Here is a 25,178-nt window from a genome sequence, read left to right on the forward strand (position 1 = left end):
ACATGGGACGGCCGCCGGGTCGTCGAGTACGGTCGAGTAAGGTCGGGTAAGCGAGAGGGAGGCATGACATGGCACTCACGGGTCAAGTGAGCGGGGACGACTGGACTGTTTCCACCTGTAGCATTCCGGTCGAAGGCGGTTTTTGCTGTGACGTGCATGTCGCCCATGGCAGCGCGGCGGGTGAATTCAAGCATCGGTTCCGGCACGCGAAGATCTTCGCCACGGAGTGCGAGACGGTGCTCGACGGCTTGCGCGAGGGCGCAGTGTGGATCAGCCTCAAGCGCTCGGAGACGATTCATCTGTAGGGCGGCGCGGGAGATCCGGGTAAGCGTCTTCGTTTTCCTTGACGGCCTCGGCGGGCAAACGGATATCGATTCGAAATCCGTCGCCGGGTTCGCTGTCGAACGTTATCCGTCCGTTTAACTGGCGTATCCGCTCCTTCATGCCGAGTAGTCCGAAGCTTTTCTTGTCCCGGTCGCCGTCCAGCTTCACTCCTTTGCCGTCATCTTCTATGTGCAGGCGGAATTCGTCCTGCACGACGTGCATCTCGACGCTTACCCGGGTGGCTTCCGCGTGACGCGTAACGTTGGTCAGTGCTTCCTGGACCACCCGGAACATGGCGGTCGCCGCGGTTGCCGAGAGTGCGAGTTGATCCGTCATGTTCCGCACCGTGATGACAAGGCCATAGCGATTGCGGAACTCCGCCGCGAGCCACTCGAGCGCGGCCCCAAGGCCCAGGTCGTCAAGCATGGGCGGGCGCAGCCCCGCCGCGATCCGCCGGGCTGAGGCAATGATCGAATCAATCTGGCTCTGCAACGCGAGCGTCTGCGATAAGTCGCGACATACGGCCTGGCTTTCGCCGTCCGGGACCTGATTCAGCAAGGCGACATCCATCTTGAGCGCGACCAGTTGCTGGCCGAGGTCGTCGTGAAGCTCGCGTGCGATCCGGGTTCTTTCTTCCTCGCGTGCACTCTGAACGTGTAAAGACAGCGCGCTGGCATGCTGAAGCTCGATCAGCCGCAGGCGATCCGTCAGGTCCCGCGTTACCTTGGCAAAGCCGCGAAGCGCGCCGTCGGGTGCACGAATCGCGGTGATTGTTACGTTCGCCCAGAAGCGTGAACCGTCGCGGCGCACGCGCCAGCCTTCATCTTCAATGCGGTTGTCCGATGCAGCAAGCGCCAGTTCTGCGCGAGGTTTGCCGCTCGCATTGTCTTCCGGCGTGTAGAAAACTGAAAAATGCTGCCCGATGATCTCGCGGGCCGTATAGCCCTTGATATTTTGCGCGCCGCGGTTCCAGCTTACGACAACGCCGTCCGGATCCAGCATGAAGATGGCGTAGTCCTGCACCGCGTCGATGAGCGCCCCGAAATGGGGGTCGCTCAGGGTAAGAGGAAATGCGCTGCTGGCGAGTTCGTCGCCTGGCTGGGAGCTGCGGGGCTGAGGTGAGGAGGGTCGGTCGCTTGGCACGTGATTCTCCGGCTCGAATTGCTCGTGTCGTTCGGTCATCCTCCGGGCTGCCGCGCGCGAAGCGTGGGCCCGGCGGAGAGCAGGTTTGCCTGGGATCGATTGTATACGGCGGGGTACGCCGGTTTGGATAGCACGGAATGGGCCCGGCATATGGGTATTGAAGCGGACGGTTCAGTTCACGCGGAAAGCGCGATACGCCGCACCCTTGTCATTCCCATTTTCTGATCCACGTCATGGCGCAATAGCGGCTGCATTCGGAAAATCCCCCTACGGAAAAACGCATTCGCGACCGGAAAAAAACAGGGGAAAACCGTGGGAAAGCATTCAGTATTTGCAGCGGCGTTGTTGAGCGCGGCTTTATCGGCGGCATGTCTGCCGGCACAGGCCGATCAGGGCGACATTCTTGCGCGCGTTAGGGCAATCAGCATCCAGCCCGGCGTCTCGGCGGGGGGCACGCTGGGAAGCATCGGGACGGGTGTCAACAACGCGATCGTTCCCGAACTCGATTTTGTTTATATGGTGCGCCCGAGTATTGGCATTGAGTTGATCCTTGCCACGTCGCGTCATCAGGTAACGTCGAGCGCCGGGGCGCTGGGCGGCGTGAATGTCCTGCCGCCCACGCTCCTGCTTCAATACTATTTCAATGCGGCCGGAAAGGTACGCCCTTACGTTGGCGCGGGCGTGAACTACACGCTGTTCTATAACAACGGGCTTCACGCGGGAGATACGCCTGTATCGATCAAGAATTCAAGCTTCGGACCCGCGCTCCAAGCGGGTGTCGACGTGCAAGTCGCCCGCAATCTGTTCGTCAACTTCGACATCAAGAAAATCTGGATGCGCACCAGCGCGTCTGCGGACGCTGCCTCGCTTGGGTCGCTCAAGATCGACCCGCTGGTGGTCGGCGTTGGCGTAGGCATGCGTTTCTGATGGCTGTACGGTTGACCTGAGTCAAGTCTGCGGCGCGATCCTTCACTAGCATTCCTGATGTAGGCGAGTCCTGTCGAAGGAGGTTCACCCTCGTTCAGGAACTCGCCCGATCATACTCAGGAGCTGAACATGCGAGCAGTCGATGTCATGACCAGGAAGGTCATTACCGTAGGACCCGGCACGAGCGTGCGAGAAGCTGCCCGCCTGTTTGCCGACAATCACATCAGTGGTGCGCCGGTAGTGGATGACGAAGGCCGCCTGCTCGGCATGCTCACCGAAGGCGACCTGCTCCATAGAGCAGAGATCGGCACGCAAGCCCGGCGAAGGTCATGGTGGCTTGAATTTTTTGCATCGACACAGAATCTTGCCGCGACGTACATCAAGGAGAACGCGCGCCTGGTGAAGGACGTGATGACCTCCAGGGTGATCACGGTCAAGGAAACAACGCCGGTCAGGGAAATAGCCGACCTTCTGGAGCGGCATCGGATCAAGCGCGTTCCGGTGTTGTACGACGGGGAACTGCTGGGAATTGTCAGCCGGGCAAACCTGGTAAAAGCCCTGGCAAGTGTTCCGAAGGACGCAGGCGTGAGCACGCCGAGCGCCGACCAGACGCTGCGCGACGCGGTTCTCCGGCAGCTCGAAGGTCATCGCTGGGCCGTGGCCGCCGAGAACGTCATTGTGAATGACGGCACGGTTCATTTATGGGGCGTGGTCACCTCGCTTGAACAGGCGCGTGCCATGTGCATTGCTGCGGAAAAGGTACCGGGTGTCAAGGGTGTGGAAGACCATACCGATGCCCCGGTGATGATTCCCGCGATGTAATTGTTGTGACGTAATTGCTGATCGCCACGGGCATCGCGACTCGGCGCAATAGCGCAATCAGCGCCATGGCGGATGCATTGTGGCGGCCATAAGCGCGTTTGAAAGGCGCACGTAACCGCCTATGACCGCATGTCATCCATAAACAAAGCCAGCTCCACGGATTGAAGACCTACCCGCCATGCGCGTGACACAGGTCAACGACCGTTGGAGTTTGCGGCATATAACGGTATCAGGTCGAACGAAGCGGTTGTTAGCTGAACCGCTATCGGATCCGGCCGGTTGTCGAAGCAGCCGCAACACGCTCATTCTTTACGTGGTTGCAATCAACCGCATGACTTCGCGAAGAAGCCAATTGGCTTTAAGCACCACGTGTCTGGCATCTCCGCTCAATCTTTTCACCGGAATGGTCAATGACATTTCTTAAGCCCGCGCTCAGCAGCGCCGAAGCGAACAATGACGAGTATTCAAGCACTATCTCCGGCGCGTCATTGCCGAAATATCGCATTCCCCAAATGCCCTCGGAGCCTCGTGCGGTGTTCGATCTGGTTCGCGATGAGCTTTTCATGGATGGCAATTCGCGTCAGAACGTAGCCACGTTCTGCACGACCTATGCGGACGACGAAGTCCGCCGCCTGATGGATCTGTCGATCGACAAGAACATGATCGACAAGGACGAATATCCGCAGACCGCCGAGATTGAAAAACGCTGCGTCCACATGCTGGCCGACCTCTGGCATGCGCCGCGTTCGTGGGAGACAACGGGATGCTCGACAACCGGTTCGAGTGAAGCCTGCATGCTGGGAGGACTCGCGCTCAAATGGCAATGGAAAAAGCGCCGCCTGGCTGAAGGAAAACCGGTCGACAAGCCCAATATTGTGTGTGGACCCGTGCAGGTGTGCTGGGACAAGTTCGCCCGTTATTTCGATGTCGAGCTTCGTCAGGTTCCGCTGAGCGGAGACTCGCTCGGTCTGCAACCGGAGCAGCTCGCTGCCTATTGCGATGAAAACACCATCGGTGTGGTCGCAACGCTGGGCATTACCTTCACCTGCGTCTATGAGCCCGTGAAGGCCCTTGCCGGCGCCCTGGATGCGTTGCAGCGAGATGTTGGCCTGGACATCCCCATTCACGTAGATGCAGCCAGCGGCGGGTTTGTCGCACCTTTCATCCAGCCGGATCTGGAATGGGACTTCGCCATTGAACGGGTGAAATCGATCAACACCTCGGGCCATAAATATGGTCTGGCGCCGCTCGGAGTAGGTTGGGTTGTATGGCGCAGCGTGAAGGACCTGCCGGACGATCTGATCTTCATGGTCGACTATCTTGGCGGCAACATGCCCACGTTCGCGCTCAATTTTTCGCGGCCGGCAGGACAGATCATCGCGCAGTATTACTTGTTGCTCCGGCTGGGCCACGAGGGCTACAGGCGCATCCAGCAGGAATGTGCCGACACGGCGCAATTCCTGGCGGACGGTCTCGCCAAGCTCAGCACCCTGGAGATGGTGTACGACGGCCGCGGTGCGCTGCCTGCCGTTTGCTACAAGCTGCGCCACCCCGATACCGCCGGCTTTTCGCTATTCGACTTGTCGGACCGTGTTCGCATGCGGGGCTGGCAAATCGCCTCTTACAAGCTTCCCGCCGATCGCGAGGAAACGATCGTCCAGCGCATCCTGATTCGCCGGGGCATCACGCGCGACATGGCGGGCCTGCTGCTGAACGACATCAAGCATGCAATCGCTCACCTGCAGGAAAACCCGACGCCCAATTCGAAGGCGGGACCGGGCTTTCATCATGACTGACATTGATGGCTTAGTTGACAGCTTAGTTGACGACTTAACGACCAAGGCTCTGATATGACTGCGACAGCGAAGAAAGGCACTTACCTGAGTGCCACCTCCATTGGCCTGATGACAGCGGCCGCCGTGGTGACCAGCTTGCGCGGCTTGCCGCTGCTGGCGAAGGAGGAGATGACGATGTTCGTCTATCTCGCGTTCACCGTGATCTTCTACCTGATCCCGGCGTCACTGATCTCCGCCGAACTTGGCGGCGCTTTCGCCGACCGGCGCGGCGGAATATATACATGGGTGGGCGAGGCCTTTGGCAATCGATGGGGTTTCCTCGCGATCTGGCTGCAATGGATCCAGAACGTGGTGTGGTACCCGGTCGCGCTGACGTTCGGCGCAGCGGCTATCGCCTATACGATCGGCCGTCCTGAACTGGCGACCAATGGCGTCTACGTGGGCGTGTTTTGTATTGTTGCCTATTGGCTTGCTACCTGGGTGGTGCTGCAAGGCGTCGAAGTGTTTGCGCGGATCGCCAACTGGACTTTCATTATCGGCACGATCGTTCCGGGGTTCGTATTGCTCGCGTTGCTGGCGTACTGGATCTATACGGGGCACGCGCTCGGCTGGCAGCATCTGAAGGACCCGGCGCTTTCGGAAGCGGGTCATGCGCGTTATTGGCCTGCGATTCACGGCTTCGGCACTATCGCGTTTCTCGCCGGTATTGTGCTGCTGTTTGCCGGTGTCGAGGTCCAGGCCGTGCATGTGATGGACATGCGCAACCCGAGCCGGGGTTACCCCGCAGCAATCGGTCTGGGCGCCATCATCTCGATCCTGATTTTTGCGCTGGGCGCGCTGCCGATCGCCGGCATTCTTCCGTACGAAAAGATTTCGCTGCAGTCCGGCGTATTCGATACATTCGCCGCGGTCATCACGGATATCTGGCATATGCAGTGGCTGGTATCGGTGCTGTCGCTGCTGGTGGGCGTGGGCGCCATAAGCGGTGTACTGGCCTGGCTCGGCAGCCCTTCGCGCGGACTGCTTGAAACGGCTCATGAGGGCGAGTTGCCGCCGCTGCTGCAAGCGAAAAACAAGCAGGGAATGCCTACGCATATCCTGCTCGTGCAAGGCTTGATTGTTACCCTGATGTCTTGCTTCTACTTCGTCATCAAGGATGTATCGGTCGCGTTTTTCCTGATCTCGGCCATGACTATCGCCCTGTATTTGATCGCTTACATGCTGATGTACGCAGCAGCAATAAAACTGCGCTATTCCTCGCCCGATCTCAAGCGTCCGTTCACCGTACCCGGCGGGATCGTGGGCATGTGGATTTTCGCGGGCGTGGGCCTCGCGGGGGTGGTATTCAGCTTCGTGGTGTCGTTTTTCCCGCCGGACCAGTTGCCGGTGGGTTCGCCGGGTATGTACATAGGGCTCGTGACGCTTGGCATCGTGGTGTTTGGCGGTGTCCCGCTGATCATTCATCACTTGCGCCGCGGCAGCTGGGCCGCGCCTGCCGATTCGCCGGCGCTGACCGCGGCTGCGAAATAAGCTGCAGAACAAGCTGTGAACTGGCCCCGCATGGCGAACTCGACATCCTGAGCGGTTCAGGCGGGTTCGCCGGCTGATTGATGCTGAATGTTGTCTGGCGGGATCGATCCTTGCGCAATCGTCTTTATGGAGGACGAGGGAACGCCGGTCCGAATTCATGTCCGGGTTGCCTTCTTATTTGAAAGCGATGGTTCGGCAAACACCCTTTAGGGAGCACTGCGATGGCAGAGCGCTTGATTGATGTGTTGGACAGCAGTGGAACGGTCATTCATACCTATCCGGTCACGCTTGGGCAGGATGATGGTCCCGCCGACGATGCCCGGTACCTGGCAAAGGCGCTGGAGGCCGCCGCCCACGGGCGTCTGGTTTCCAATGCCGAGCTGCCAAGCCTGAGCGCAAGAGTGCATGTGGGGCGGGGTGGTCAACTGGCGTCTTATGGCGACGATCTCGACGGTCGTTCGGAAACGAAACAGGCTCTGGAGCAAGACATCCGCCAGCGTGCCTATCTTTTGTGGGAACAGGATGGTTGCCCGGAGGGCCGGGCAGATGAATATTGGCAACGCGCTTCCCACCAGCATCTCCGCGAGCGCGCGTATGTGCTCTGGCAACAAGAGGGTAGTCCGGAAGGACACGCCGATGAATACTGGCATCGGCTACAGGAATTCGAGGCTCAATAACTTGAAGCCTGATGTCATGGATTGGGGCACGGTCCCGACGACCCTCATCGCCCCGGGCATTAACAACGGCTTCGCTGCGGTTTCCCGCAGCGAAGCCGTTCTCAAAACAGGATCACGGTTTTACCCGGACCATGTCCCGTCTTGTTGCGTTCGATTGCAGCGGTAGCGTCGCTTAATCCGGCGGCTTCAGACACTTCGACCTTCACTGCGCCTTGATCGATCATGCCGACAATCTCCGCTAGTTGCGCCGCGTCGGGCCGCATCTGAAACCAGATACCGTGCTTGCCCGGCGGCGTCTGTGCCGTGACATCCGGCGCAGCCGCGCTCACGATTCTTCCCCCGTCGGCCAACGCTTGCCATGAGTTGGCCAGCGTCGCGCCACCCACCAGATCAAGGATCAGATTGATCTCCCTGGTTCGTTCCCAGAAAGAGGAAGTGCGGTAATCGATGACCTCATCCGCACCCAGCCCACGCAGATAACCCGCGTTGATGCCCTGAGCGGTCGTTATCACACGCGCCCCGGCGAGGCGTGCGAACTGGACGGCGAAACTGCCCACGCCACCGGCGGCACCATGAATCAATACGGTCTGGCCGCGTTTCAGTTCGCCTGCTTCGAACAAAGCCTGCCATGCGGTCAGCGCCCCGACCGGGATAGCCGCGGCACGCTCGTCGGTCAGGCTGGCGGGCGTCTTCACCAGCGTGTCAGAGGCGACCGTCACATAATCGGCATAGGCGCCAAGTCCGCTCACGGGACCCATGACCCGGTCGCCAATGGCGAACCCGTTCACGTCCTGGCCGACCTCAATCACGTCGCCGGCAAGTTCAACGCCGAGCGTCGCGGGGAGGGGCAACGGGAAATCGTTCTGCAACCAGCCGTCGCGAATCTTCCAATCAACAGCGTTGACTCCCGCGGCCCTGACGCGAACAGTCACCTGGCCCGAGGCCGCGGCCGGTTTCGCGATGCTGTCAAGCTTCAGGGCGTCAGGAACGCCGTAAGCGTGAATACGAAGAGCGCGGTTCATCAAGCTTTCTCCAGTGCGGGATAGTCGATATAGCCGGCCGGGCCGGGCGAATAGAACGTGTCGCGGTCAGGCGTGTTGAACGATGCACGGCCAAGGAAGCGTTGCGGCAAATCCGGGTTGGCGAGATACAGGCTGCCGAACACGGTTGCATCGGCCTTGTCCTGCTCGATCAGCGCTTGCGCTGTCTCGCTGGTCAACCCGCCGCCTGCCAGATAAGGGCCATCGAACAAGGGGCGCAGGAATGTGCGGTAATCGAATTCGCTGCCGGTCCTGACCACATGCAGATACGCCAGCTTGAGTGCGGAGAGTTGCCCGACGAGATATCGATAGGTATCCTGCGGAGTTGCATCGGCCACGTCGTTGAAGCCCATTTCAGGCGCGATCTTGATACCGACCCGGTCGCTGCCTGCTTCCTGAGACATCGCGCCCAGTACTTCCAGGATGAAGCGCGCGCGATTCGCCGGCGAGCCGCCGTAAAGATCGGTCCGCTGATTCGTCCCGGATGACAAAAACTGCTCGGGCAGATATCCCGAGGCTGCATGCAATTCAACGCCATCGAAGCCGGCCAGCAACGCTTTACGCGTGGCAAGCCGATAGCCCAGAACGATCTCCGCAATCTCACTGGTCTCAAGGGCGCGCGGTTGCACGAACTCCTGTGGTCCCGTTGCGGTGAATACCGTGCCAGCAGGCCGGATTGCCGACGGAGCAACCGGCGTTGCGCCGTCCGGCAGGAGGCTCGGATGAGAGATGCGCCCGGTATGCATGAGCTGCAGGAAGATAAGGCCGCCCTTGGCGTGAACTGCACCGGTGACGTGCTTCCAGGCCTCGATCTGCGCTTCGGAGTGAATGCCCGGCGTGCGCACGTAGCCTTTGCCCATGGGTGCGGGATAGGCGCCTTCCGTGATGATCAGGCCGGCGTCGGCGCGCTGGCCGTAGTAGTCCGCCGCCATGGGCGAGGACACGCCCGTGGTGTCGTCGGCACGTGAACGGGTCATCGGCGCCATGACGAGGCGATTGCGAAGCGTATAGCGTCCAATCCGGGTGTTGCTGAAAAGCGGGTTCATGTCAGTTCCCTGGTTGATAAGGTGTAGAGACATGTTGCATTGATCCGCTAAAGGGATAAATAGCTATAATTGAAAACAGTGATCCATCAGTGGAGCAATCATCGTGGAACTGCTGAGCTATATGCGGTTGTTCGTGGAAGTGGCGCGGACCAAAAGCTTCAGGGGCGCGGCCGAAGCGCTGGATATGCCCAACTCAACGGTGTCGCGGCATATATCGGAGCTGGAGAAGGCAATTGGCCTGCAGCTGCTGCATCGCTCCACACGCAAGGTCGAGCTCACCGCCGCAGGTGAGGTGTATTTCAAGCGGTGCCAAAGCATTGTCGAAGAAGCACGCATTGCGCATGAATCCTTGCTTGATGTGGTGGAACGGCCTAGCGGCACGTTGCGGATATCAATGCCGGTTGATCTCGCGACCGGTCATCTCGCGCCGCTCCTGAGCGACTTCGCCAAGGCTTATCCGCTGATCAGTTTTGAATTTGACGTGACGCCGCGGCGCGTGGATCTGCAGAGCGATCCGTTCGACCTCGCCATTCGCATTGGACCGCTGCCGACGACTCCGTCCACACTCGTCGCACGGCAGATCGCGTTGTTGCCGCGCTACCTCTACGCATCGCCCGACTATCTCAAGGCGGCCGCGCAGCTCACTCATCCCGATGACCTGACCAAGCACGTGTTGTGCATCGGACAGGCATTGACGAATCAGGAGGAGGCGTGGAGAACCTTTTATCGCGGGGAAGAGGAGGTCAATGTGATGATCGCATCGCGCTTCAGGATGAACAGCGTTGGCCTGAGCCGCGCGCTGGCTGTATCGGGTGTGGGTATCGCCGTGCTCGATACGGACCTCGCGCATGAGGATGTGGCGTCGGGACGTTTGCGGCGGATATTGCCGGAGTGGAGTCTTGCGCCGGTCCCGGTGCACGCGATTACCGACACGCGACTCCTGCCGGCAAGGACCCGTCTGTTCATCGACTTCATCAAGGCACGGCTGAATTAGCGGCGTATTCGGCGTCAGATATTTCGTCCTCGCACTAGCGGCTGGCGTAGCATATGAACCGTCCCCACATCCTTCTCGTTGAGTCTGTGAGTCAGTGCGCGCGGCCGTTCACATAGTAAGAAAAGAAAGTAAGGCAGGAGAAAGGGAGCCGGGCCTCGACCTTCTTATCCGCAATGATATTGCCGCTTCTCGATCAACCGGGAGACGCCGTGACAGCCGTTCAAAAGATCTGGGGTGTACTGGTAGGCAAGCCGCTCGATCCTCTCGATCCGCGCACGCGCCATGTGATCGCCGTCACGCCTCTGCTCGCGTGGGTCGGGCTGGGTGCCGATGGGTTGTCCTCCTCTTGCTACGGTCCCGAAGAAGCGTTCCTGGCGCTCGGTCAGCACACGCCGCTCGCCCTCATCCTTGCATTCGCGACCGCGGCGACCGTCTTTATCATCGCGCTCGGCTACAACCAGGTCATCGAGCTGTTTCCGACTGGCGGAGGCGGATACAGGGTGGCGACTGCGTTGCTGGGATCAACCCCTGGGCTTGTCTCGGGGGCCGCGCTCCTGGTCGACTATGTGCTGACAATCGCGACATCGCTTGCGAGCGGCGTCGATGCGTTCTTCAGTCTGTTGCCGGTCAGCGCGCAGGCATTCAAGCTCGCGACCGAACTGACGTTGATCGTCCTGATGACGGGCCTGAATTTCCGCGGCATGAAGGAATCGATCCTTGTGCTGTTGCCCATCTTCCTCGGTTTTGTCGTGCTCCATCTCGGACTGATCATCTATGGCGTAGCGGTTCACGGCGATCATCTGGCGGCTGTCGTGCCGGGCGCCGTGGCGGAAGCGCACAGCATGTCGCATACACTCGGGCCGCTCGTGGTCGTGGCGCTGCTGATGCGGGCGTTCTCGCTGGGCGGCGGGACCTACACGGGGCTCGAAGCCGTGTCGAACAACGTCAACATGCTGGCCGATCCGCGTGTCCCGAACGGCAAGGTGACGATGTTCTACATGGCCACGTCACTGGCGTTCACGGCGGGCGGCATCATCCTGCTTTACATGTTGTGGCATGCCCAGCCGGTCGAAGGCCAGACCCTCAACGCAGTGGTGTTCGGCAGCGTGATCGAGCATCTGGGACTGGGCTCGGCGTTCGCTCGTCACGCCTTGCTGGCGGTTGTGCTGGCGCTCGAAGCGGGATTGCTGCTGGTCGGTGCGCAGACGGGCTTTCTGGATGGCCCCGCGGTGTTGTCGAACATGGCCTCCGATTCCTGGGTGCCACGCCATTTCCGCGACCTGTCCACGCGCCTCGTCAGGCAGAACGGCATTGTGGTGATGGGTATAGCAAGCCTCGTGATCCTGCTGTGGACAAGAGGCAATGTGGACATCCTCGTCGTGCTGTACAGCATCAACGTGTTCCTGACCTTCAGCTTGTCGCTGCTCGGTTTGTGCACGTACTGGTGGCAGCATCGCCACGACGGCAAGGGTTGGGTTAGGCCGTTCGTGCTGTCGGCGCTGGGTCTCTCGGTGACGAGTGCCGTGCTGGTCATCACGCTGATCGAGAAGTTCACGGCAGGCGGCTGGCTGACGGTGCTGGTGACTAGCGCGGTGATCGCCGCGTGTTTCCTGATCAAGCGTCACTACAGTGACACGCGTGCGCAGCTCGCTCGCGAAGATTCGCTTTTCTCGGACTTGCAGTCTACTGCCAGCGAATCCGATGTCGCTAAACCGGACCCGTCCCGGCACACTGCGATCCTGCTGGTCGGAAAGCATCGTGGAGCCAGCATGCATGCGCTTTTGTGGGTCAACCGGCTGTTTCCCGATCACTTCAAGAACTTTATCTTCCTCGCCGTTGGCGAGGTCGATGCGCAAAGCTACGAAGGTGCGGAGCACCTGGAGCGCCTGCAGAAAACGATCCAGTCATCGCTTGAGTACTACGTTTCGTACTGCCGCCGGCACGGCATTCCGGCCGACTACCGGATTGCCTTCGGCACGCATCCCATAGGCGAATTCATGAAACTCACCGAGGCTACGATGGATGAGTTTCCCGACAGCGTGTGTTTTGCCAGCAAGCTGATTTTCAAGCGCGTCAATTTCCTGACAGCGTGGCTGCACAACCAGACGCCGGTCGAAATCCAGACGCGCCTGCATCAGCAGGGCAAGCAGATGGTGCTATTGCCGATGAATGTAGGGTGACAATTCACGAACCTTAACGGCAAAGCCGGGCGTTACTACCACCCGCGTTCTGCCCGCGCGTTACCGCTACCCCTACGCCGGTGCGCCATACATTCTGTGCAATTCCAGATTCACCTTGAGCACGTTGATCAGCGGCTCGCCGACCAGACCGCCAAACGGCGCGACGAGCTGCCCGGCCTGCGGTCCAGTAGCATAGCGTGCAATCGGCCCCAGCATGCGGGCCACGCGATCGAGCAGCAGATAGTTCATAACACTTTGCGTCGACGACCTGGACGCCGTTCGAGTGATTTTCAAAATAAAGGAATCCTATGTTTACCCGGAATTTTTATGCCAGATCCGGTCAGCCCGGTCAGCCCGGTCAGCCCGGTCAGCCCGGTCAGCCCGGTCAGCCCGGTCAGCCCGGTCAGCCCGGTCAGCCCGGTTAGCCAGGTTAGCCAGGTTAGCCAGGTTAGCCAGGTTAGCCAGGTTAGCCAGGTTAGCCAGGGTGACGGACGGTGCAATCGCCTTGAGGGTCAGCGGGCGCGCGGCACTGGCGCTATGCTACCGGTTCCGCCCAACCAAGGACCATGTCATGAAACAGTCACCAGGATCCGTGATCACCTACCAACGCCCTGACGGGAAGGACGTCCAGGGTTACCTCGCCAAACCGCAGAAACTGGAGGGCGCACCGGCCATTGTCGTGATTCAGGAGTGGTGGGGCTTGAATGACCAGATTCGCGGCGTGGCCGACCGCTTCGCGCAGTCCGGTTATCTGGTGCTGGTCCCCGATCTTTTCCGCGGCAAAACCACCGTCGAAGAGCAGGAAGCAAGCCACCTGCTGGGCGAACTGGACTTCGCCGATGCGGCTGGCCAGGACATTGCAGGCGCCGTTAAGTACCTCAAGGCGCATTCGGAGCGGGTCGGCGTGACCGGCTATTGCATGGGCGGCGCGCTCACGCTTCTGGCCCTGTGTCATGTCCCTGACATATCGGCCGGCACGGTGTGGTACGGCTTCCCGCCGCTCGAATACGTCGACGCGTCGAAGATCACGGCGCCCGTGCTTGGTCACTGGGCCACACAGGATGAATTCTTCCCGGCTGAAACGGTTGACGCACTGGAGAGCAAGCTGAGTGAGGCCAAGGTCGATGTGGAGTTTCATCGCTACCTTGCGCATCATGCGTTCGCCAATGAGACAGCGGTAGGTCCGGGCCGCATTGCCAGGACCCAGTTCGACCCGGTCTGGTCGCAACTGGCGTGGGACCGGACGCTGACCTTCTTCGGCCGCACGCTGTGGCCGCACGCCGGTTAGCATCGCGGGCACGGGCATTAGACCAGCGGCGAAGCGGTGCGCCGCTGGGTCGGACTCTTGCGGGGGTGCTGCTTACAGGACCTCAAACACGCTGTACACCGGCCCGGCTCATGAGCGGCATGGGGAGGTCATCGGAAAGCGGAGCGGAGATGGTGTTCACCATTGCGCTATGCAGGCAGCGGTAAGCAGCGGCGTCAGTCCGTATGACGAATCTGAAGGCTGCGTGTTCATTGGATTGCCTAAGCTATTTAAGCGGCGAAAAGTCCGTGGGCCGCATGATCCTCGACTCCATGCTGACGAGAATATCCAGCGCTTTAACCTTGCCGCCGAATGCCTGCCAGCGGCTGTCGGCGGCCATCCTGTCCCGGCGCTCAAGCCGATCGTCCAGGCTCTTGTATGCCCAGATATGAACGATCTGGCTGATGTCGCCAATCTCTGTCGTGAAGAAACCAATCAGTTCGCCCAGGAATTCCTGCTGAAGCGGCAGGCCCTCGCTTTTGTACAACGCAAGCCATTCAGCGGCGCGCAACGGTTTGAAGGTGTAGGTTCGGATTTCGTAAAGCATGGGTTATCTCCTGGGCTTCTGTGAAAGGGGTTAGGACGCGGTCCGTCCGCCATTGATCCTGAGCACTTCACCGGTCATGAAGCTCGACTTGCCTGACGAAACAAACACAATGGCGTCGCCGATTTCTTCGGGCGTCCCAGCGCGTTTAAGGGGGACGGCCGAGAGAAAGGCCGCCTTGCGTTCCGCATCCGCCAGCAACCGGTTCAGCATTGGCGTCTCCACGGGGCCCGGGGCGACAGCATTGACCCGGACACCGAACGCCGCAGCCTCGAGCGCCGCAGATTTCGTGAGGCCCTCGACCGCGTGCTTGCTGGCCACGTAGAGGGACGCGCCAGCCGCGCCACGCGCGCCCATTGTCGACGATATGTTGACGATACTGCCGCTGCCTTGCGCATTCATTACGCGCAGTTCGTGTTTCATGGACAGCAGCGTGCCGAGCACATTGCTGTCGAAGACGGCTGCGTAGCGTTCGGGCGTCTGCTCCACCAGGGGCGCTGACTCGCCTTCCGCGCCAGCGGCGTTGACTGCCACATCAAGCCTTCCGAAGCGAGCCACCGCGCCGTCGACGAGATTGCGCACATCGTCTTCGAAACGGACATCCGCCTGGATGAATTCGGCTTCCACGCCAAGAGCTATCAGCTCCGCGGCGAGCGTCCGGCCTTCTTCAACGCGGCGGCCCGACACGACAACCCGCGCGTTTTCGCCGGCGAATGCAAAGGCGGCGGCGCGACCGATGCCGGTCAGCGCGCCCGTGATAAGTACAACAGGATGATTCGTCATTGAGTTGCTCTCCTTGATCGGGCAGCGCGAAAGCGGGTTCTGGCGATCGCACTGCCATTCATCGGGTGCCGGTGTCCGTGATATCGAGCCCCGGCGCATTCGCTTACACGGTCACCACGATCTTGCCGAACTGGCCGTTGGTTTCCAGATAGCGATGCACGTCGACCATTTCGTCGAACGTGAAGGTTCGATCGATCACCGGTTTGAGCGCGCCGCTCTCGAGCCCCTTGAGCACAAATTCCACGACGGCCTTGCGACGGGTTGCGTCACCGCTCGTCAGCCAGATGTTATGAGCCTTGACGGTGATCATCTTCGCGATCATGTCCAGCACGGGCAAGGGCGTCACATCCTCGCTGAGCGCGCCATAGATGTATGCAATGCCCTGGAACGACAGGGCGGAAATCAGCTTCGCGAAGGTCGGGCCACCGACAGGATCGAATGCGACGCGCGCGCCCTGACCGTCCGTGATTCGCATGACTTCTTCGACCAGATCGGTCTCATCCGTGACTATCACGTGCGCCGCGCCCGCATCGAGCAACTGCTGCTTCTTGCCTGCCTTGCGCGTTGTTGCGATGGACGTTGCCCCGGCGTAGTTGGCAATCTGGATCGCCGCGAGTCCGACGCTGCTGGACGCTGCCGGGATAATCACAAAATCGCCCCTGCCCACCTTCGCATCTTCGATCAGTGCGCCATACGCCGTCACGAACATCATCCAGACCGATGCAGCCTCGACATACGAAAGCGGCTCCGGGTGTTCAACGACCGCGTGGTCCGGCGCAATGATGACTTCGCCGTACGTGGTGTACTGGTTCATCGAGAACGACGGAATCAGGTTGACCTTGTCGCCCGGCACGAAGCGGGTGACGTCGCTGCCCACTGCGTCGACAACGCCCGATGCTTCGTATCCGAGCCCGGCCGGGAACTTGACCGGTTCAACGTAGGTGTCCACGCGCCACATCGCTTCGGCGCGGTTGATGCCTATCGCCTTGACGATGATGCGAACTTCGGCCGGACCGGGAGCGGGCACGTCTGTCTCGACAAATTCGAGGACTTCAGGACCGCCGGCCCTGGCAAACTTGATCGTGCGTGACATGAGACTCTCCAGAGTAATTGGGCTTGAGCTGGGCTCAAGCAGAGCGCCGAAGCGCCGTTCGGTTCACATGGCTTCTGCGACTTGTACAGCAGGCAGACTAGCGCGGAAATCCGAGCGGTGCTTTTCTTCGCCGCCCCGGAATGCTGCGTGGACATAAGGGAAGCGACGGCCCCAGGTTTTATGCGGTGGCGCTCGGCCGGGCAGAGACTTCGTCATACCATCGGTGAAATGCGGCATGTTCTGGTGGAATCGGCATCTTGAGCGCGTTGGCCGCGAAGTCGACCGTGACCAGCGTGGTGATGTCCGCCGCCGAGAATTCGTCGCCGGCAACGAACCGGACCCTCTCGAGCCGTTCGTTGAAGTCGGAAAAAAATTCGCCACGCGTTGTTTGCTGCGTTCGACCAGTTCGGGAATCTGTTCATAAGCGTGCGGTCCGGACAGAGCGCGGCCTTTCAGTCCGGCCACCGCGTTGCGCACGCCCTCCATGACCGGCGCGAAGCCGTCGAGTTCTGCCCGGCGTTCCCACATGGTGACGAGTGCCTTCGACTCGGCCGTCTTCCCGAGCAATGGGGTCTGGGGATACGCTTCTTCCAGATAACGCCAGATTGCGGGCACTTCCCCGATCACGGGTCCGCCGGCCAGGACGAGCGCCGGCACCTGGCTGCGCGGATTGACTGCGCGGTAGGCATCGGAAAACTGCTCCTTCGCACCCAGATCGACCGGCTTCATCGGGATATCGATTCCCTTCTCGGCGATGAAGATGCGCACACGGCGTGCGTTCGGCGAGCCTTTCGACTCGTACAGTACGGGAATGGTGAGTGTCATTTTAATGATCCTTTGATGTTTCGATTAAATGTGGATACCTGATCAATCAAGTTTTTCGCATACAATGAAAACAGGTTCGGGCTAGAGTTTCGAACCACCGTCCACACGCAGCGTTTCGCCGGTAATCCAGCGCGCCGCATCCGATGCCAGAAACGCGACTGCGCTGCCAATGTCGTCTGGTTGGGCGACCCGTTTCAGTGCTTGCATACCGAGCGTGGCTTCGCGTCCCGCGTCAGTCTTCATGAAGCCCGACATGTCGGTTTCAACTACACCGGGCGCTATCGCATTCACGCGAATACCACGTTCGCCGAGTGCCGAGGCGAAGTGTTTGACCAATGTATCGACCGCGCCCTTGGTCGCCGCGTATGCCGGGAGCGTACCCACGGCGGCATGCGCCGCGAGAGAGGAAAGCAGGACCACGCTGCTGCCTTTGCACATCACCGGCAGCAACTGCTGCACGAGGAAATAGGGCGCGCGCACGTTCACGGCAAACAGGTTGTCGAAATCTTCTACTGTCGTTTCTTCAATGCTTGCTGCTTTTGAAACGCCGGCGTTCGCCACCAGGATATCCAGACGATGGCCAATGACCGCACGTACGCGTTTCGCGAGCGCATGCGGGCCGCCCGCGTCGCGAAGATCGGCCGCCACTTTCTGGGCATTGCCGCCGGCCGCGCGAATTTCTGCGACCACCGCGTCGGCCGCCTTCTCTCCGCTGCTGTAGTGGACCAGCACTTGCGCACCTTGGCTCGCCAGCGCAAGCGCACTTGCCCGGCCGATGCCGCGTGAAGCGCCTGTCACGAGCGCGGTTTTTCCGGCGAGGTTGGTCATGATCAGGCTCCTGTCAGTTGGATGAAAACAATCGGGTAATTCATTGCTTCGTGCCTAACCGCGGTTTTCTGCGATATAGATGAAAGATATGGAGTGAGGCGCTTGCCATTGCCGTTTCGCCATCGTCTGGTACGTAATCTAGAGGGCTATTGCGGAAAGTAAAAAGACTTTGTAGGCTGGCGGGCATGCCTGTCAGGCATGCCCGCCAGGTATGACTCAACGGAAGGAAGCGTATGGAGCTTCGACATCTGCGGTATTTCATCGCCGTCGCGGAGACCGGTAGCCTTACCGTTGCGGCCGAGCGCCGCCTGCACACATCGCAACCTTCGCTTAGCCGGCAGATCCGTGATCTGGAAGAGGAGGTCGGCGCGGAACTGTTCAACCGTGGTGCGCGTGGAGTGGAGTTGACGGCGGCCGGCAAGGCTTTTCTTGATCACGCGCGGTTAGCGCTGACACAGGTCGACGCCGGTATCGAGGCTGCGCGTCGTGCGGTGCAACCAGCAAAACAGGTCTTCGCGCTCGGTTTCCTGACCGGTCAGGAGATGACCTGGCTGCCGCGCGCCATGCAGGTGCTGCGCGATGAACTGCCTAGCATCGACGTGACGGTATCGAGCGACTATTCGCCGGATCTTGCCGATGCGCTCGCACGCGGCAGGCTCGATCTCGCGTTCCTGCGTGCCGAACCGGGGTTCGATCTGGACTATCGTGTGGTCAGCCGCGAAAAGCTGATTGCGCTGATGCCCAGCGACCATCCGCTCACCGAACGAACGGCGATCCGTCCCGGGGACTTCGTGGGCGAGCCCTTCATCATGGCGTCGAACAAGGCGAAGGTGCTGCATGAAGTGATTGACCGGTATCTACAGCAGAGCGGGGTAAATATCACGCCCGAACAGGGCGTCGACAATCTGGCGATGGCCATGTCGCTCGTGTCGTCCACGCGCGGGCTGGCGCTGATGCCGGAGTATGCGAACAACCTGCTGCCCTGGTCCGTAGTTAGCCGGCCGCTTGAGGGCGAGGCGCCGACAATCGACCTGGTGATTGGCTACAGCAGGTCCAACACCTCCGCCATCCTGAAGTTATTTCTCTCGAGAGCGGACGAGCTGGTGATGCGCGCGACGGCTTGATCCTGGTGCGCCTGGCCACGGTCTTGATTGACAATCCGTCGATCCTTGCGTTCGATCGGGCCTAACCGAGCGCCTTTAACGATTCCACTCCGCGCAGGGTATTGCGCTGCCGCCACTGCAGCGCGTCGAGATTCGTGATGCGCAGATCCGGCAGCCGGGAGATGAGGGCGCCTAGCCCTGTTTCGAATTCCAGTGTCGCGAGCCGTGCACCCAGACAATGATGAATGCCGGCGCCGAACGAAAGCAACCGGCCCAGCGCGGGACGCCCGATGTCCAGTTCATCCGGCTTCTCGAACTGATCCGGATCGCGATTCGCGGAACCGAGCATCATGAACACCATTGTGCCGCGCGCGATCGGGTGGCCCGCCGCCTCCAGGTCTTCAAACGCCGTACGCACGATCATCTGGACCGAGCTGTCGAATCGAAGGCACTCTCCAACCGCCTTGGGCAGGAGCGATGTATCGCCCCTGAGCAACGCAAGTTGCTCTGGATGACGGTGCAGCGCTATCAGTGCATTACCCAGCATGTTCGATGTCGTCTCATGCCCGGCCACGAACAGCAGAAGCACGTTCGAGATGATTTCGTCATTGGTGAGCGACTCGCCGGCTTCCTCGGCGCGAAGCAGCGCGGACACGAGATCGTTGCCTGGTTTCGTGCGCCGTTCTTCGACTACCCTCGCGAAATAGCGTCCCAATGCGAGCGTTGCTTCGTTCGCCGCAGCAAGGTGCGCGGCGTCCATGGGCGCTGCTTCCAGTGCGTTGCCGAAGTGACTTGCCGCCGAGCCGAGCTTGACGCCATCTTCAACAGGCACATCGAGCAGCCGGCAGATGACGTTCACCGGCAAGGGCAACGCGTAGTCGCTGACCAGGTCGAAATTCGCGCCGGGTTCGAGCGCGTCGATCAGGCTATCCGCGGTGCTTTGCGCCACGTCGCGAAGCAGGTCGATCTGGCGCGCGTTAAAAGCCGCCATGAGGAGACTGCGCAGGCGCGTGTGCACAGGCGGGTTCGTCATGAGGAACATGCGGCTAAGCGCCTGGAACACCGGCTGCTCGGGTCCGCTTTCACCGTATCGCGCGACCACGCTGGGCAGATACGTCTTCCCCATGCGCCGATCGCGCAGCAACGCGTCCACTACCGCATAGCGACCGGTTATCACGATGTTGGGCGCCAGCGGAACCAGTGCGCCCTCGGCGCGAAGCCGTTCATAAAAGGGGTAGGGGTTTTCAAAGAAAGCAGGAGATGACAGGTCGCTGAATTTCATGGGAGCCATGGGTAAGTGGGAAGACCGCGAACGGAGGCCAGGCGTGCGCCTTACGCAGTGTGAACACGTATCCGGGCAGGTTTATTCCGTTGAGTCTTTTCGCTGCTGCGAGCGTAGTTGAAATATGGAAGGGCGGATAGATAGAATGTTGAACGTAGGTGTAGGTAGTAGCGTAAGCCTGCTAAATTCCGCATGCTGGCCGGCCCGCGGCCAAGCCGTACGGCTCAACCTTTAAAATAGTTCGTTGCAGGATGATGATGGGCGCACAGATTCGAGAAATGGTGCTGGCCGACTATGAGGCCGTGGTTGCACTCTGGAAGAGCACACCGGGTGTCGACATCCGCCCCGTTACCGATAGCCGCGAGGGGATTGAACGCTTACTTGCCAGAAACCCCGGCCTGAGCGTTGTTGCTGTCAACGACGGCGAGCTCGTGGGCTGCGCCCTGGCCAGCCACGACGGCCGCCGTGGATTTCTTCAGCATGTCGTGGTTGCCCCGGAATTGCGCGGGCAGGGTCTTGCCCGGGCGATGATCGGAACGTGCCTCGAACGTCTTCGGCAACACCATCTGGGAATGGTGCACCTGGATGTTGTTGTCGATAACGAATCTGCCATGGCTTTTTGGCAGAAGGCGGGCTGGCATCGTGTCGACACGCTGACCCGGCTGTCGCTTGCGCTTTAGGTATCGGCCAGCCTGGCCTTATTGACTGTATTAAACAAAGCGCCACGGCAAACTCGCCTAGCGGGCCTCCAGCGTATCAAGCCGGTCGCGGCGCAAGAAAATAATGACCGTCACGAGGGTCAGGACTGCCAGCACCAGCGGTCCGATTGTCTTGCCCGCATCATGCAACACCCATCCGACGATCGCGTCACACGCCTGTATCAACGCCAATAACAAGCCCAGCACCACGATACCGCTATGCGAACGCCTGGCTGTCGCGATCAGCGCCGCCAAGGCGAGCGGCACGCTACGCGCAACAGCGTACATGGCGGCCGCCTCCATTAGCGGCTGGCCCATCAATATTGCGAGCGAAAAACCTACGCTGGTCAGCGCGTTCAGGCAGGTGACCGACGCGCAAAGGTAGAAGAGGGATTTGGTTCTCATAGAGAATGGTTCACATAGTGAATGATATCTCCAATGTACTATTCCTCCATGAAACAAGCAAGTCACCTGACCAATACCGCCGGTTACATGCTCAGCAAGCTTGGGCAGGCCGTGACCGAGGAGTTTGCAGAGCGATTGCGCAAGCTTGGGCTTCGGCCAAGGCATTGCGGTCTGCTGGCGGCTATCCGTAGCATGCCGATGACCTCCCAGCTCGCGCTTGGCCAGGCATTGAATGTGGTGCCGAGCGCGATCGTGCCGATGATCGACGACCTGGAGGCGCTCGGTGCGATCATCCGCGTGCCGGATGAGGCAGACCGTCGCCGCTACGCGATCCAGCTCACGCCGAAGGGCGCGGCATTGCTGCAACAGGCGACCGCGATCGCGCTGAAACTCGACGACGTTATGCTGGGTTCCCTGGAAAAGGACGAGCGGGAGACGCTTCACCGGCTTCTGGACAAGTTGTCCGTGCGTCCACCGGGGAGGTGAGCGTGGGCGAAGAGCACGGCAACCTGTGCACGCCTCGGCCGCATCACTGAACTGTTCGTTTCTGGTAAACCCGGTTTGAATCGGACTGGTGGCCGTTATCAAGCGGTTCAGCGTGTTTGCGCTTGTGTTTCCGCTTCAACGCGCCGTGCAACTTGCGGTAGTCTTTTGGACATGAAGACAACTCCGGATCACTGCTGTCGGGTTTTCGGTTCGCCCTGGGCGGATGTCTATTGCACGGACATTGAGAGTGCTCGCCACTACGGCAAACACTGGCACGCAACCTTCGGTCTCGGGTTGCTGGAGAGCGGCGCGCAAAGCTCCGCTAGCGGACTGGGGCAGGTCGAGGCTTACGCGGGCAACCTGATTACGACCAATCCCGGTGAAGTGCATGACGGCCGTCCGTTAGGCGGCACGTCGCGTCGCTGGCGCATGGTGTACCTGGAGCCTGGGGTCATCGCTTCCATGCTCGGCGACCCTCAGTCTCGCGCTGCCCCGGATATAGCGCTTACCCGTCCTGTCATAGAAGACGAGAGACTTCGTGCCGCGCTGCGGGAATTGTTTCGTCGCGTCGAATGCGGGAGCCCCGGACAGCAGCCGACCCGTACCCATGTCCTTGCGTGTGAAGAATCCCTGGTCCAGACCTGTGCGATTCTATTGAATGTCCATTCCACCACGCCATCCGCCCGCGAGATTGGGGGTGATGTAAGACGAGTTCGCGAGCGGCTTGGCGATGACCTCCTTGATCCGCCAACGCTTACAGAACTGGCCGTCATGTCAGGCCTGAGTAAATACCAGGTGCTGCGCCGCTTCGAAAAGACTTATGGCGTGCCGCCGCATGCGTGGCTACTGCAACAGCGCGCCGAGCACGCGCGAGGTTTGATTCGCAAAGGGCTCAGCCTCGCGCAAGCGGCCGCGTCTTGCGGTTTCGCGGATCAAAGCCACATGACGCGGCTTTTTATCCGCTACTTTGGATTCACACCCGGTGCATGGCAGAAAGCGGCCGTGCGTGCGCTGCAATAACGTTCAAGACGCGCCTTGGGTTCAATCGTGACACTGGACCACCTGCTAGAAGGATGTCTGGATTCATGGATGCATATGTACACGGTTATCACCCGGACGAAAACGAGCGCCTGAACAACCAGGCGCATACGCTAACCGGGTTGCTGCACTTCGACACCGTTTATCCTGCCGGCCACGCGGTGCTGGAGGCGGGATGCGGTGTTGGCGCGCAGACAGTGACGCTGGCTGCGCGCAGCCCGGATGCACGATTTACTTCTATCGACATCCGCCCGGAGTCCATTGACGCCGCGCGGCAAAGGACTCGCGCGGCGGGACTGACGAACGTCACATTCCAGCAAGCCGATATCTTTTCGCTACCATTCGAAGCCGGTTCTTTCGATCACGTTTTTGTCTGCTTCGTGCTGGAACATCTCGGGCAGCCAATGGAAGCGCTTGCGCGGCTCAAGCGCTTGCTCAAGCCGGGCGGCACCATCACGATCATAGAAGGGGACCACGGCTCGACGTATTTTCATCCGGACCGCCCGGCGGCTCGCGCGGCCATTCAGTGCCAAATCACATTGCAAGAGCAGGCGGGCGGCAATGCGCTTATTGGCAGGCAGTTATATCCGCTGATGAACGCAGCCGGTTTCAGTCAGGTCCGCGTGTCGCCGCGCATGGTCTACGCGGACTCGAGCCGGCCCGATCTGGTGGATGGATTCACACGGAAAACCTTCACCGCAATGATCGAGGGCGTGCGCGCATCGGCGGTATCGGCCGGCCTGATCAAACTGGAAGAATTCGATAAAGGCATCATGGATCTTTATCGGACCACGCTGGACGATGGCGTGTTTTGCTACACGTTTTTTAAGGGCGTGGGGAAGAGGTGAAATCGGTTGGGGGCAATGGAAGGCTGCCACCGGGTTTGGTGCTTTGATGGCAGCCTGGGTACCTACTTGACCGTGAAGCTGTAATGCCCCTGCGTGCGGTGCCCGTCGTCGGCGACTGCAATCCAGGCGACCGAATAGACGCCGGGCGTCAATGCATTCAATGCGACGGACATGTGTTTCTTGTCCACCGGATCGACCACGGACTTGGCGCTGGTGACCGGTTTGCCCTGCGCATCGGTGACCGTGATTGAACTGAACGCGGGTTCGAGTCCATCGTCGAATTCAATCGCCACTTCCTTTTGCGAAGTCGATACGGTGGCGCCCGCGCCCGGCTCCTGATGTTGCGGATACGCATGCGCGTGAGCAAGGGGTGCACTTGCAAGAGCGGCGGCAGCGATCAGCGTGCGCACGATGGTGGAGTTCATAAGAGGGATTTTCATGGATTGAAGAGCGGCTTGCCGACAGAGTTAGGGAAGATATCGTCGAAATACAGATGCGCCTGAAGCAGGATGCCGACGTGGCTGCCGGTCGCGCGATTGACCGGAATCTGCGCTTCTATCCCTAGCTGGCCATAGCGGTTGAGCCAGATGAAACCGGGATTGATGGTTCCCGTTGTATGGCCGGAACACGGACCGGCGGTGCAGGTGTTCATCGGGAATTCGACCACCGGAATCAGGTTGGCGAATGGCTGTGGCAAACCAAGGTCTTTCACCTGCTGCTGCAAATACGGAATGCTGTACTGGATCGTCGTGCCCCAGTCGAGCGAGTTCGGTGACGAACGCGACGTTGTCAGGTTCGGTCCGATTTCACCCGTGATCGCGAATGGTTTCAGGAAACCGAGACTGGCGGGAAGGTCACCGAACCCCTTGCCGAAATAGACCGTCGGCGTGATGGTGGAGGACGAATCGCCAATCGCGCGGGCGCCCGTTCCACCCAGTTCCGTGTTCACGCCTACCGAGGCCATGAACTCATGCTGAGGGTTCGAGTACGCCAGATACTTCAGGCCCAGCGTGACGTTGTCGAAGCCCTTCGCCGAGCCGCCGTTGGGCGCGTTCTGCGTCACGTAGGCACTCGCAATGCTGAACACCAGGTTCGATGTAATCAGCTTGTCCCATTCGAACGAGGCCGTGTTGACGTTCATGTTGTCGCCGTCGTCGGTCGGGCTTTTAATGTGGCCGTACTGGAAGTCGAATTCATCGCCGACACCCGGATCGTCTACGGCCATCGTCGCCGGGAAGACCCGGTCGCCGACAACCGCATGCGCCCAGGCGCCGGATGAACCCGCAAGACAGGCGGCGCCGGCCGCCCACATAAGAGCGGCGCGCGCAGGCGCCACGTGCCGCTTGAGAAGCGTACGCATCGTGTTTTTCCTTTGTCATGGTCATTGTGAGCGCGCTATTGAACGTCGTCGCGTTTGGCACGCGACGGCGTTGTGCCACTGTCTGTCAGCGGCACGAGCG

At 60.3% G+C, this 25,178-nt stretch carries 27 protein-coding genes; 14 read left to right on the forward strand and 13 right to left on the reverse strand.

The window, feature by feature from the left end:
• The first annotated feature begins 68 nt into the window (after positions 1–68).
• The gene (locus ABH944_RS31215; RefSeq protein ID WP_404611147.1) at positions 69–305 is read left to right on the forward strand and encodes a UDP-glucose 4-epimerase; all 237 of its coding nucleotides are present in this window, start codon (positions 69–71) and stop codon (positions 303–305) included.
• Here ABH944_RS31215 and ABH944_RS31220 read toward each other — a convergent pair.
• A complete protein-coding gene (locus tag ABH944_RS31220; RefSeq protein WP_404611146.1) occupies positions 277–1,467 on the reverse strand; it encodes a PAS domain-containing sensor histidine kinase in 1,191 nt (396 codons plus the stop codon). The genes ABH944_RS31215 and ABH944_RS31220 overlap by 29 nt on opposite strands.
• Positions 1,468–1,779: 312 nt before the next feature.
• Between ABH944_RS31220 and ABH944_RS31225 the strand changes: the two genes are divergently transcribed.
• The 5 genes from ABH944_RS31225 to ABH944_RS31245 all read left to right on the forward strand — a co-directional run bounded on the left by ABH944_RS31225 (position 1,780) and on the right by ABH944_RS31245 (position 7,219).
• Positions 1,780–2,394, forward strand: coding sequence for an OmpW/AlkL family protein (locus tag ABH944_RS31225; protein WP_404611145.1), 615 nt, complete (start codon positions 1,780–1,782; stop codon positions 2,392–2,394).
• A 129-nt stretch (positions 2,395–2,523) separates the two neighbouring features.
• Positions 2,524–3,216, forward strand: a complete 693-nt coding sequence (locus tag ABH944_RS31230) for a CBS domain-containing protein (protein WP_404611144.1) — start codon at positions 2,524–2,526, stop codon at positions 3,214–3,216.
• A gap of 410 nt (positions 3,217–3,626) precedes the next feature.
• Positions 3,627–5,012 carry a glutamate decarboxylase gene (locus ABH944_RS31235; protein ID WP_404611143.1) on the forward strand — a complete coding sequence of 462 codons (1,386 nt, stop codon included), beginning with the start codon at positions 3,627–3,629 and terminating at the stop codon, positions 5,010–5,012.
• Positions 5,013–5,066: 54 nt separating this feature from the next.
• Positions 5,067–6,542, forward strand: coding sequence for an amino acid permease (locus ABH944_RS31240; protein ID WP_404611142.1), 1,476 nt, complete (start codon positions 5,067–5,069; stop codon positions 6,540–6,542).
• Positions 6,543–6,763: 221 nt separating this feature from the next.
• Complete coding sequence (locus tag ABH944_RS31245; RefSeq protein ID WP_404611141.1) at positions 6,764–7,219, forward strand: DUF2934 domain-containing protein; 456 nt, start codon at positions 6,764–6,766, stop codon at positions 7,217–7,219.
• Positions 7,220–7,320: 101 nt separating this feature from the next.
• Here ABH944_RS31245 and ABH944_RS31250 read toward each other — a convergent pair whose 3' ends face one another.
• Together ABH944_RS31250 and ABH944_RS31255 are read right to left on the reverse strand one after the other, a co-directional pair.
• Positions 7,321–8,241: an NADP-dependent oxidoreductase gene (locus ABH944_RS31250; protein WP_404611140.1), complete on the reverse strand. Its 921-nt coding sequence runs from the start codon at positions 8,239–8,241 to the stop codon at positions 7,321–7,323.
• Positions 8,241–9,305, reverse strand: coding sequence for an alkene reductase (locus ABH944_RS31255; protein WP_404611139.1), 1,065 nt, complete (start codon positions 9,303–9,305; stop codon positions 8,241–8,243). The genes ABH944_RS31250 and ABH944_RS31255 overlap by 1 nt, the downstream gene beginning before the upstream one ends.
• Positions 9,306–9,408: 103 nt before the next feature.
• Here ABH944_RS31255 and ABH944_RS31260 point away from each other — a divergent pair, with 103 nt between their 5' ends.
• Positions 9,409–10,299: a LysR family transcriptional regulator gene (locus ABH944_RS31260; RefSeq protein WP_404611138.1), complete on the forward strand. Its 891-nt coding sequence runs from the start codon at positions 9,409–9,411 to the stop codon at positions 10,297–10,299.
• A gap of 173 nt (positions 10,300–10,472) precedes the next feature.
• Positions 10,473–12,479: an APC family permease gene (locus ABH944_RS31265; RefSeq protein WP_404659602.1), complete on the forward strand. Its 2,007-nt coding sequence runs from the start codon at positions 10,473–10,475 to the stop codon at positions 12,477–12,479.
• Between the two features lie 72 nt (positions 12,480–12,551).
• Here ABH944_RS31265 and ABH944_RS31270 read toward each other — a convergent pair whose 3' ends face one another.
• Entirely contained in the window at positions 12,552–12,728 is a 177-nt protein-coding gene (locus ABH944_RS31270; protein WP_404611136.1) for a hypothetical protein, read from the reverse strand.
• Positions 12,729–13,050: 322 nt separating this feature from the next.
• On the opposite strand from ABH944_RS31270, the gene ABH944_RS31275 reads away from it, so the two are divergent.
• Positions 13,051–13,767, forward strand: coding sequence for a dienelactone hydrolase family protein (locus ABH944_RS31275; protein ID WP_404611135.1), 717 nt, complete (start codon positions 13,051–13,053; stop codon positions 13,765–13,767).
• Positions 13,768–14,011: 244 nt separating this feature from the next.
• On the opposite strand, the gene ABH944_RS31280 is transcribed toward ABH944_RS31275, so the two are convergent.
• The 5 genes from ABH944_RS31280 to ABH944_RS31305 form a co-directional block, all read right to left on the reverse strand.
• Positions 14,012–14,332, reverse strand: a complete 321-nt coding sequence (locus ABH944_RS31280; protein ID WP_404611134.1) for an NIPSNAP family protein — start codon at positions 14,330–14,332, stop codon at positions 14,012–14,014.
• A gap of 30 nt (positions 14,333–14,362) precedes the next feature.
• Positions 14,363–15,112 (reverse strand): SDR family NAD(P)-dependent oxidoreductase, encoded by a 750-nt coding sequence (locus ABH944_RS31285; RefSeq protein ID WP_404611133.1) that lies wholly within the window; start codon positions 15,110–15,112, stop codon positions 14,363–14,365.
• A 103-nt stretch (positions 15,113–15,215) separates the two neighbouring features.
• Positions 15,216–16,205: a zinc-dependent alcohol dehydrogenase family protein gene (locus ABH944_RS31290; protein WP_404611132.1), complete on the reverse strand. Its 990-nt coding sequence runs from the start codon at positions 16,203–16,205 to the stop codon at positions 15,216–15,218.
• A 63-nt stretch (positions 16,206–16,268) separates the two neighbouring features.
• Complete coding sequence (locus tag ABH944_RS44655) at positions 16,269–17,030, reverse strand: glutathione S-transferase N-terminal domain-containing protein (RefSeq protein ID WP_472975138.1); 762 nt, start codon at positions 17,028–17,030, stop codon at positions 16,269–16,271.
• A gap of 81 nt (positions 17,031–17,111) precedes the next feature.
• Positions 17,112–17,858, reverse strand: coding sequence for an SDR family NAD(P)-dependent oxidoreductase (locus ABH944_RS31305; protein ID WP_404611131.1), 747 nt, complete (start codon positions 17,856–17,858; stop codon positions 17,112–17,114).
• A gap of 233 nt (positions 17,859–18,091) precedes the next feature.
• Between ABH944_RS31305 and ABH944_RS31310 the strand changes: the two genes are divergently transcribed.
• Entirely contained in the window at positions 18,092–18,982 is an 891-nt protein-coding gene (locus ABH944_RS31310) for a LysR family transcriptional regulator (protein ID WP_404611130.1), read from the forward strand.
• Between the two features lie 61 nt (positions 18,983–19,043).
• Here the strand turns inward: ABH944_RS31310 and ABH944_RS31315 are convergent, their stop codons facing one another.
• Positions 19,044–20,243, reverse strand: a complete 1,200-nt coding sequence (locus ABH944_RS31315; RefSeq protein ID WP_404611129.1) for a cytochrome P450 — start codon at positions 20,241–20,243, stop codon at positions 19,044–19,046.
• Positions 20,244–20,521: 278 nt separating this feature from the next.
• On the opposite strand from ABH944_RS31315, the gene ABH944_RS31320 reads away from it, so the two are divergent.
• Positions 20,522–20,923 carry a GNAT family N-acetyltransferase gene (locus ABH944_RS31320; protein WP_404611128.1) on the forward strand — a complete coding sequence of 134 codons (402 nt, stop codon included), beginning with the start codon at positions 20,522–20,524 and terminating at the stop codon, positions 20,921–20,923.
• Positions 20,924–20,980: 57 nt separating this feature from the next.
• On the opposite strand, the gene ABH944_RS31325 is transcribed toward ABH944_RS31320, so the two are convergent.
• Entirely contained in the window at positions 20,981–21,346 is a 366-nt protein-coding gene (locus tag ABH944_RS31325; RefSeq protein WP_404611127.1) for a hypothetical protein, read from the reverse strand.
• A 33-nt stretch (positions 21,347–21,379) separates the two neighbouring features.
• Between ABH944_RS31325 and ABH944_RS31330 the strand changes: the two genes are divergently transcribed.
• The 3 genes from ABH944_RS31330 to ABH944_RS31340 all read left to right on the forward strand — a co-directional run bounded on the left by ABH944_RS31330 (position 21,380) and on the right by ABH944_RS31340 (position 23,718).
• Complete coding sequence (locus tag ABH944_RS31330) at positions 21,380–21,832, forward strand: MarR family winged helix-turn-helix transcriptional regulator (RefSeq protein ID WP_404611126.1); 453 nt, start codon at positions 21,380–21,382, stop codon at positions 21,830–21,832.
• A gap of 171 nt (positions 21,833–22,003) precedes the next feature.
• Positions 22,004–22,852 (forward strand): helix-turn-helix transcriptional regulator, encoded by an 849-nt coding sequence (locus ABH944_RS31335; protein ID WP_404611125.1) that lies wholly within the window; start codon positions 22,004–22,006, stop codon positions 22,850–22,852.
• Positions 22,853–22,917: 65 nt separating this feature from the next.
• The gene (locus ABH944_RS31340; protein ID WP_404611124.1) at positions 22,918–23,718 is read left to right on the forward strand and encodes a class I SAM-dependent methyltransferase; all 801 of its coding nucleotides are present in this window, start codon (positions 22,918–22,920) and stop codon (positions 23,716–23,718) included.
• Between the two features lie 62 nt (positions 23,719–23,780).
• Here the strand turns inward: ABH944_RS31340 and ABH944_RS31345 are convergent, their stop codons facing one another.
• Both ABH944_RS31345 and ABH944_RS31350 read right to left on the reverse strand, forming a co-directional pair.
• Positions 23,781–24,143 carry a copper resistance CopC family protein gene (locus ABH944_RS31345; protein ID WP_404611123.1) on the reverse strand — a complete coding sequence of 121 codons (363 nt, stop codon included), beginning with the start codon at positions 24,141–24,143 and terminating at the stop codon, positions 23,781–23,783.
• Between the two features lie 11 nt (positions 24,144–24,154).
• On the reverse strand, positions 24,155–25,078 hold the full coding sequence (locus ABH944_RS31350; protein WP_404611122.1) for a hypothetical protein: 924 nt from the start codon (positions 25,076–25,078) through the stop codon (positions 24,155–24,157).
• Between the last annotated feature and the right edge of the window lie 100 nt (positions 25,079–25,178).

Source organism: Caballeronia udeis, assembly GCF_044909315.1.
In the GTDB taxonomy this organism is placed as follows: Bacteria; Pseudomonadota; Gammaproteobacteria; order Burkholderiales; family Burkholderiaceae; genus Caballeronia; species Caballeronia udeis_A.

Coding starts and splice junctions, on each gene's coding strand:
- ABH944_RS31215 (WP_404611147.1), top strand. CDS start 69: ATGGCACTCACGGGTCAAGTGAGCGGGGACGACTGGACTGTTTCCACC.
- ABH944_RS31230 (WP_404611144.1), top strand. CDS start 2,524: ATGCGAGCAGTCGATGTCATGACCAGGAAGGTCATTACCGTAGGACCC.
- ABH944_RS31235 (WP_404611143.1), top strand. CDS start 3,627: ATGACATTTCTTAAGCCCGCGCTCAGCAGCGCCGAAGCGAACAATGAC.
- ABH944_RS31240 (WP_404611142.1), top strand. CDS start 5,067: ATGACTGCGACAGCGAAGAAAGGCACTTACCTGAGTGCCACCTCCATT.
- ABH944_RS31245 (WP_404611141.1), top strand. CDS start 6,764: ATGGCAGAGCGCTTGATTGATGTGTTGGACAGCAGTGGAACGGTCATT.
- ABH944_RS31250 (WP_404611140.1), bottom strand. CDS start 8,241: ATGAACCGCGCTCTTCGTATTCACGCTTACGGCGTTCCTGACGCCCTG.
- ABH944_RS31255 (WP_404611139.1), bottom strand. CDS start 9,305: ATGAACCCGCTTTTCAGCAACACCCGGATTGGACGCTATACGCTTCGC.
- ABH944_RS31265 (WP_404659602.1), top strand. CDS start 10,473: ATGATATTGCCGCTTCTCGATCAACCGGGAGACGCCGTGACAGCCGTT.
- ABH944_RS31270 (WP_404611136.1), bottom strand. CDS start 12,728: ATGAACTATCTGCTGCTCGATCGCGTGGCCCGCATGCTGGGGCCGATT.
- ABH944_RS31275 (WP_404611135.1), top strand. CDS start 13,051: ATGAAACAGTCACCAGGATCCGTGATCACCTACCAACGCCCTGACGGG.
- ABH944_RS31280 (WP_404611134.1), bottom strand. CDS start 14,332: ATGCTTTACGAAATCCGAACCTACACCTTCAAACCGTTGCGCGCCGCT.
- ABH944_RS31285 (WP_404611133.1), bottom strand. CDS start 15,112: ATGACGAATCATCCTGTTGTACTTATCACGGGCGCGCTGACCGGCATC.
- ABH944_RS31290 (WP_404611132.1), bottom strand. CDS start 16,205: ATGTCACGCACGATCAAGTTTGCCAGGGCCGGCGGTCCTGAAGTCCTC.
- ABH944_RS44655 (WP_472975138.1), bottom strand. CDS start 17,030: ATGACACTCACCATTCCCGTACTGTACGAGTCGAAAGGCTCGCCGAAC.
- ABH944_RS31305 (WP_404611131.1), bottom strand. CDS start 17,858: ATGACCAACCTCGCCGGAAAAACCGCGCTCGTGACAGGCGCTTCACGC.
- ABH944_RS31310 (WP_404611130.1), top strand. CDS start 18,092: ATGGAGCTTCGACATCTGCGGTATTTCATCGCCGTCGCGGAGACCGGT.
- ABH944_RS31315 (WP_404611129.1), bottom strand. CDS start 20,243: ATGAAATTCAGCGACCTGTCATCTCCTGCTTTCTTTGAAAACCCCTAC.
- ABH944_RS31320 (WP_404611128.1), top strand. CDS start 20,522: ATGGTGCTGGCCGACTATGAGGCCGTGGTTGCACTCTGGAAGAGCACA.
- ABH944_RS31325 (WP_404611127.1), bottom strand. CDS start 21,346: ATGAGAACCAAATCCCTCTTCTACCTTTGCGCGTCGGTCACCTGCCTG.
- ABH944_RS31330 (WP_404611126.1), top strand. CDS start 21,380: ATGTACTATTCCTCCATGAAACAAGCAAGTCACCTGACCAATACCGCC.
- ABH944_RS31335 (WP_404611125.1), top strand. CDS start 22,004: ATGAAGACAACTCCGGATCACTGCTGTCGGGTTTTCGGTTCGCCCTGG.
- ABH944_RS31340 (WP_404611124.1), top strand. CDS start 22,918: ATGGATGCATATGTACACGGTTATCACCCGGACGAAAACGAGCGCCTG.
- ABH944_RS31345 (WP_404611123.1), bottom strand. CDS start 24,143: ATGAACTCCACCATCGTGCGCACGCTGATCGCTGCCGCCGCTCTTGCA.
- ABH944_RS31350 (WP_404611122.1), bottom strand. CDS start 25,078: ATGCGTACGCTTCTCAAGCGGCACGTGGCGCCTGCGCGCGCCGCTCTT.